Annotated in this window: 4 protein-coding genes and 1 pseudogene; 1 reads left to right on the top strand and 4 read right to left on the bottom strand. The window is 74.7% G+C overall.

The window, feature by feature from the left end; all coding sequences use genetic code 11:
• From IE321_RS41820 to IE321_RS06310, 4 genes and pseudogenes are all read right to left on the bottom strand, one after another.
• A pseudogene (locus IE321_RS41820) lies at nt 1-278 on the bottom strand (hypothetical protein); the annotation flags it as partial.
• 363 nt (nt 279-641) lie between these two features.
• Nucleotides 642-1751, bottom strand: coding sequence for a peptide chain release factor 2 (prfB, locus tag IE321_RS06320; protein WP_043227492.1), 1110 nt, complete (start codon nt 1749-1751; stop codon nt 642-644).
• A gap of 101 nt (nt 1752-1852) precedes the next feature.
• A complete protein-coding gene (locus IE321_RS06315) occupies nt 1853-3109 on the bottom strand; it encodes a serine/threonine-protein kinase (protein WP_190222074.1) in 1257 nt (418 codons plus the stop codon).
• 150 nt (nt 3110-3259) lie between these two features.
• Nucleotides 3260-4990: a serine/threonine-protein kinase gene (locus tag IE321_RS06310; protein ID WP_190222073.1), complete on the bottom strand. Its 1731-nt coding sequence runs from the start codon at nt 4988-4990 to the stop codon at nt 3260-3262.
• Nucleotides 4991-5547: 557 nt separating this feature from the next.
• Here IE321_RS06310 and IE321_RS06305 point away from each other — a divergent pair.
• Nucleotides 5548-6285, top strand: a 738-nt coding sequence (locus IE321_RS06305) for an FHA domain-containing protein (RefSeq protein ID WP_190222072.1), incomplete at its 3' end; no start/stop codon positions are given.

Below are 6285 nucleotides of genomic sequence, written 5' to 3'. Positions count from 1 at the left end.
CCTGCTTCGGCACCGCCGTCAGCCGCACCACCGTCAGCGCCACCATCGGCCGCGCCACCGTCAGCGCCGCCGTCGGCCGCGCCGCCGTCCTCGCCGCAGCCGAGCGGGTCGACCTCGCACGGCGGGTCGTCGTTCTCGTTCTGGATGGTGACGTTCACCAGGGCGTCGTCGTGGCCACCGACGGCCTGGGCGGCACCGGCCGCGGTCAGGGACGCACCGGCGATGATCACGGCACCGGCCGCGACTCGCGCCAGGCGGACTCGCGTCTTGTTGGTCATCTGGTTGCTACCCCCAGTAGCTTCATCTCGTCATGGGGCAGCGCCAGGGGCCCCGGGCACGGGAAGCGTCATGGTTACTGGACCTGCCCCCGTTCACACGCGCCCCAGATATGCGCATGCCATCCAGCCACCCTTCCGAGTTTCCGATGAAGCGTCAAGGCCGTTGCGCGTGCGATGCCCGAAAGATCACCAGTTGGCCCACATGTGACGATGCAACTGTGACGTAAACCCGGAACTACGGGCCCTGACACGGCAGTTCCCTTGTCGACAAAGCACCCCGGTCGCCCGGGAACCGCTTGCACCGGCGAACGCGTCGGGCCCCGCACCACGAGGTGCGGGGCCCGAAAGAGCGCTGCCGGACGATTACTTCGTCTGCTCCTGCTGCTTGCGCCAGCGGATGCCGGCCTCCAGGAAGCCGTCGATCTCGCCGTCCAGGACGGACTGCGGGTTGCCGACCTCGAACTCCGTCCGGAGGTCCTTGACCATCTGGTACGGGTGGAGGACGTAGGAGCGCATCTGGTTGCCCCAGGAGCTGCCGCTGTCCTTGAGGGCGTCCATCTTGGCCCGCTCCTCCTGCCGCTGACGCTCCAGGAGCTTGGCCTGGAGGACGTTCATGGCGCTCGCCTTGTTCTGGATCTGCGAGCGCTCGTTCTGGCAGGAGACCACGATGCCGGTCGGGAGGTGCGTGATGCGCACGGCCGAGTCGGTGGTGTTGACGCCCTGGCCGCCGGGGCCGGAGGCGCGGTAGACGTCGACGCGGAGGTCGGACTCCTCGATCTCCACGTGGTCCGAGGACTCGACGACGGGGAGGATCTCGACGCCCGCGAAGGAGGTCTGGCGGCGGCCCTGGTTGTCGAAGGGCGAGATGCGCACCAGGCGGTGGGTGCCCTGCTCGACGGAGAGGGTGCCGTAGGCGTACGGGGCCTTGACGACGAAGGTGGTCGACTTGATGCCGGCCTCCTCCGCGTACGAGGTCTCGTAGATCTCCGTGGAGTAGCCGTGGCGCTCGGCCCAGCGCAGGTACATGCGCTGGAGGCGCTCGGCGAAGTCGGAGGCGTCGACGCCTCCGGCCTCGGCGCGGATGTTGACCAGCGCCTCGCGCTCGTCGTACTCGCCGGAGAGGAGGGTGCGGACCTCCATCTCGTCGAGCGCCTTGCGCACGGCGGTCAGCTCGGTCTCCGCCTCGGCGCGGGTGTCCGCGTCGTCCATCTCCTCGGCGAGGTCGAAGAGCACCCCGAGGTCGTCGATGCGACCGCGCAGCGCCTCGGCCTTGCGGACCTCGGCCTGGAGGTGGGAAAGCTTGCTGGTGATCTTCTGCGCCGCCTCCGGGTCGTCCCAGAGGGACGGGGCCGCGGCCTGCTCTTCGAGCACGGCGATGTCTGCCCTCAGCTTGTCGAGGTCCAGGACGGCCTCGATCGACCCCATGGTCGAGGAGAGGGACTTCAGCTCTTCGGATACATCGACGACTGCCACGCGTCCAGCGTAACGGCTCCGGGCCGGGAGCCGAACCTACGGCCGCCCGGCCTGTGGAAGACCGGGTCCCGCGGCCGCCCCGCCCCGGGGACGGCCGGGCCCTACGGCTGCGCCGGCGCCGAGGAGGGGCGGGAGTCCTGGGGCGTCGTCCCGCCGTCGCCGGCGACGGCCAGATAGCCGCCGACGCCCAGAACGCCCGCCGCCTCGGCGGCGGCGCTGCCGAGGACGATCCGGCGCTTGCGGACCGCCCCGGCCTTGTTCCGGGCCGAGCCGGGGCGCCGGGCCCCGGCCGGGCGCGGGGCCCGGGCGGTGCCGTGCGGCCCGCCGGGCAGCTCGTCCGGGCCGGGCACCCGCATGGAGGTGTGGGTGTCGCGGTGGGAGTCCGCGAAGGCGCCAGGCACCAGCGGCACGAGGGCCCGGCGGCGGGCGGTCTCGCCGGCCGCGCCGGTCGGGGTGGCGTGGGCCGGGTCCTCGTACGGCTCCGGGGACGCGGCGGGCTCGGCGTCCGGCTCGTCCACGTCCAGCGGCGGGATGCCCTTGAGCAGCGGCAGGACGTCGGCGAGGCGGGCGGCCAGCTCGGAGGCGCGCAGCCGGGAGGCGGGCGCCTTGGCGAGGCACTGGACGAGCAGCTGCCACAGCTCCTCGGGGATGCCGGGGAGCGGGACGACCGTCTCGGTGACGTGGCGGCGCAGGACGGCGCCGGGGTGGCCGCCGCCGAACGGCGTGAAGCCGGCGAGCAGCTCGTACAGGACGGTGGCGAGGGCGTAGATGTCGACGGCGGCGCGGGGCGGCAGGCCCTCGACGATCTCGGGGGCGAGGTAGTCGGGGGTGCCGATGATCCGGGTGGCCTTGGTGCGGCCGGGGGTGTCGATGAGCTTGGCGACGCCGAAGTCGGTGAGGAGCGCGGGGTGGGCGCCGCCGGGGCCGAGGGGGCCCTCCATGTCGAGGAGGATGTTCTCCGGCTTCACGTCCCGGTGCACGACGCCCGCCGCGTGGGCGGCGGCCAGGCCCTCGGCGACGTCGCGGATGATCGCGACGGCGGCCTCGGGGGCGAGCCGGCGCTCGCGGTCGAGGCGGGTGCGCAGGTCGGTGCCGCGGACCAGGTCCATCACCAGGGCGAGGTCGTTGCCGTCGACGACGAGGTCGCGGACCTTGACAACGCGCGGGTGGTCGAGCCCGAGCAGGGCCGTGCGCTCCCGCACGAAGCGGCCGACGAGTTCCTGGTCGGAGGCCAGGTCCTCGCGCAGCAGTTTGACGGCGACGGGCCCTTCGGGTCCCTCGCCGAGCCACACCGTTCCGGCGCTGCCCCGCCCGAGGATCTGGTGGGCGGTGTAGCGGCTGCCGATGTTCCGTGCCAAGACTGCTCCCTCAGCGGCTGCGGTTCGCGTCAAAGTTACGCGTCCCCGGCCGCCGGACGTCACTTCCGGAGCGAAATCACCCCTCGGAAGTCGATAAATCGGCAGTACGACCGCCGGAACGCGGTCGCACTGCCCTCGGGGCGGCCGCGGCTACTGGCCGGTACCGCCGGATCCGGTGGCCTCGCCGATGCTGGAGATCCAGTCGGTGACGGTGGAGATGCCGTCGCCGATGGCCTCCCAGTAGCCCTTGCCCTGGGCGATCCAGTCCTGGAGCGGGGTGAGCTCCCAGACCAGCCAGCCGGCCACCACGAAGAGGACGATCATGACCAGGCAGCCCTTGAGGCAGCCGAGGCCGGGGATCCGCACCGGGTTGGCGCTGCGCCGACGGGGCTCGCGCGGGGCGGGCGGCTGGGGCTGCGGCTGCTGCGGCGGCGCGTACTGCTGCTGCGGGGGCTGCGGGGGCGCGTACTGCTGCTGCGGGGGCTGCTGCTGGTACGGCTGCGGGGCGGGCCGCTGGGGCGCCGGGCGCTGCTGCTGCTGGTACGGCGGCGGCTGCTGCTGGTAGGGCGGCGGCTGCTGCTGGTACTGCTGCGGCGGGGGGCCCTGCTGGTACGGCGGCTGCTGCGGGCGGCGCGCGGGGCGGCGGCGCAGCGGGTCCTCGGTGGGGTCCAGGTACTGCACCTGGGTCTGCTCGTTGCGGTCCCGGGCCGCGCGCAGCTGGGTCTGCCAGGGGTGCGGGTCCTCGGCCGGCGGGTTCGGCGGCATGGCGGGCATGACGGCGGTCGGGTCGGCCGCTCCGCCGGGGCCGCCCGTCGGCAGCACCGTGGTGGGGTCGGCGGAGCCGGCCGGACCACCGGTGGGCAGCACGCTGGTGGCGGCGGCCGGGTCGACGGCCGCGGCGGCGCCGGCGACGGCGGGCAGCACCTGCGTGGGGTCCGCGGCACCGGGCGTCCCGGGGACCTGCGCCGGGTCGGGGTCCGGCGCGAGGAGGGCGCCGACGCCCTCGGCGGCCTCGATCTGGGCGGGCGAGGAGTGGACGCCGATGCCGGCGGCGACCGTGCGCAGGCCGCGCGCCAGGTTGACCGCGCTGGGGCGCAGGTCCGGGTTCTTGCTGAGGCAGCGCTCGATGACCGTCCACAGCGGCGCGGGCACCGTGGAGGGGCGGCGGGGCTCCTCGCTGAGGTGCATGTGGAGGACTTCGAGGGCGGAGCCGCCGGCGAACGGCGGACGGCCGGTGACCAGCTCGTACAGGAGGATGCCGGCGCCGTAGATGTCGACGGCGGAGGTCTGCGGGCGGCCCTCGGCGGACTCCGGCGCCACGTACGCGGGCGTGCCGACGAACTCGTGGGTGCGGGTGAGGCCCGGGGAGTCGGCGAGGCGGGCGATGCCGAAGTCGGTCAGCATCGGGTGCATGGCGCCGTCCCGCTCGGCCAGCAGCACGTTGGCCGGCTTGAGGTCGCGGTGGACCACCCCGTCGGCGTGGCTGGCGGCGAGCGCGTCGGCGATCTGCGCGGTGAGCAGGGCGGCCGCGACCGGGGTCAGCGGGCCGCTCTCGCGGAGGTAGCGGTGCAGGTCGGGGCCCTCGACGAGGTCCATGACCAGGGCCAGGACGTCGCCCTCGACGACCAGGTCGCGGGTGCGCACGATGTTCGGATGGGTGAGCCGGAGGAGCACGGACCGCTCGCGCAGGAAGCGCATCACGATGTCCGCGTCGTTGGCCAGCTCCTCCTTGAGGACCTTGATCGCCACGGTCTCGCCGGGCTGGCCGGCCACGGCCGCCTCGGCGCCCGCCGCCTCACGCTGGCGGGCTCGCCAGACGGTGCCCGTGGCGCCGCGGCCGAGCGGCTCCTCGAGCAGGTACTTGCTGCCGATTGGCCGCACGTCACGCGCTCCCTGCTGATCGTGGTCCTGGGTGGCCGGCGCCGCTCGGCGTGCCGAGCCGGGCCCCGGAGGTCCTCTTGTTCTCTGTTGTGACCCGTCCGGGTGTCCGACCCACTCTAGTGCCGCCGAACGGGTCACAGCCCGGTCGTCCACAGGCGGATTCCCGCTGACGCGTTCGAACCGCCGGACCACCGGAGAGCCCTCGGGACCCGCGGGCGACCGCGGCCGGAATGCCACCCCGACTCCGTCCCAACTTGTCCGGAAGAAGACGCTCCCCCGGGCGGGATGGTTGCCACACCGGCCCCGCGCCCGGAGTCGACCTGGCGTTTTCGCGTCACCCCCGGGGGCCGCGGACGACCGTTCAAGATCACTTCTGGGTGACCCGGCGGCGGGTTGTCGGCGGCAGGTGCGAGGATGCCTCCAGCACGTCGCATCGGTGGGGTCGGGAGCCCCCGCGCCGTGCCGACCTGTACCGGGCGACGCGTCCGTGCCGGGTGGGGGGTGACACGGGGCGGTCCCCTGCCGGGCATGTCGCGCAGAAGGGACCGCTGACGGCGATGCAGATCCGGCTGACCGTCCTCGCGCCGCACGCCGGCCACGGCGCCGGGCGCGCCTGCGACGTGCTCGTCACGGCCCCCGCGGGCACGGCGCTGTCCGCCGTGGCCTCGAACCTCGCCGCCGCCGTCACCGGCCCCGACACCGCCGGCACCGGCACGCCCGTGCTGTACGCGGGCGCGGAGCGGCTGGACGCCCGCCGCTGCGTCCTGGGCGAACCGCCGCTCGTGGACGGCGCGGTGCTCGCGCTCCAGACCCCGGACCCGGACGACCGGACGGGCCTGGCCGCCACGGCCTCCTCCGCCGCCCGGCTGCACGTGGTCGCCGGCCCCGACGCGGGCGGGGTGCACCTGCTGCACGACGGGGCGATCAGGATCGGCCGCTCCGTCGAGGCGGACGTGCCGCTGGACGACCCGGACGTCTCCCGCGCCCACTGCACGGTGACCGTCGCCCGGGACGGCCGGGTCACCGTCGCCGACCTCGGCTCCACCAACGGCACGACCCTCGACGGCGCCCCCGTCGGCGACCGCCCCGTCCGGCTGCGCCCCGGCGCGCTCCTGCGCCTCGGCGAGTCCACCCTCCGCCTCACGGTCCCCGAGGACGCCCCGGCGGACGACGACGCCCTGCCCACCGCCCCCGACGGCGAGGGCCACCGCCGGGTCCCCCCGCCGCCCGCCGAGGACGGCGGCCCGCGGGCCGCGCGCGAGGGCGCCACGGACGCGTGGACGGCACCGGACGGC

It is taken from the genome of Streptomyces hydrogenans, assembly GCF_014656075.1.
Lineage (GTDB): Bacteria > Actinomycetota > Actinomycetes > Streptomycetales > Streptomycetaceae > Streptomyces > Streptomyces hydrogenans.
This window is presented reverse-complemented; position numbering and strand designations above follow the sequence as displayed.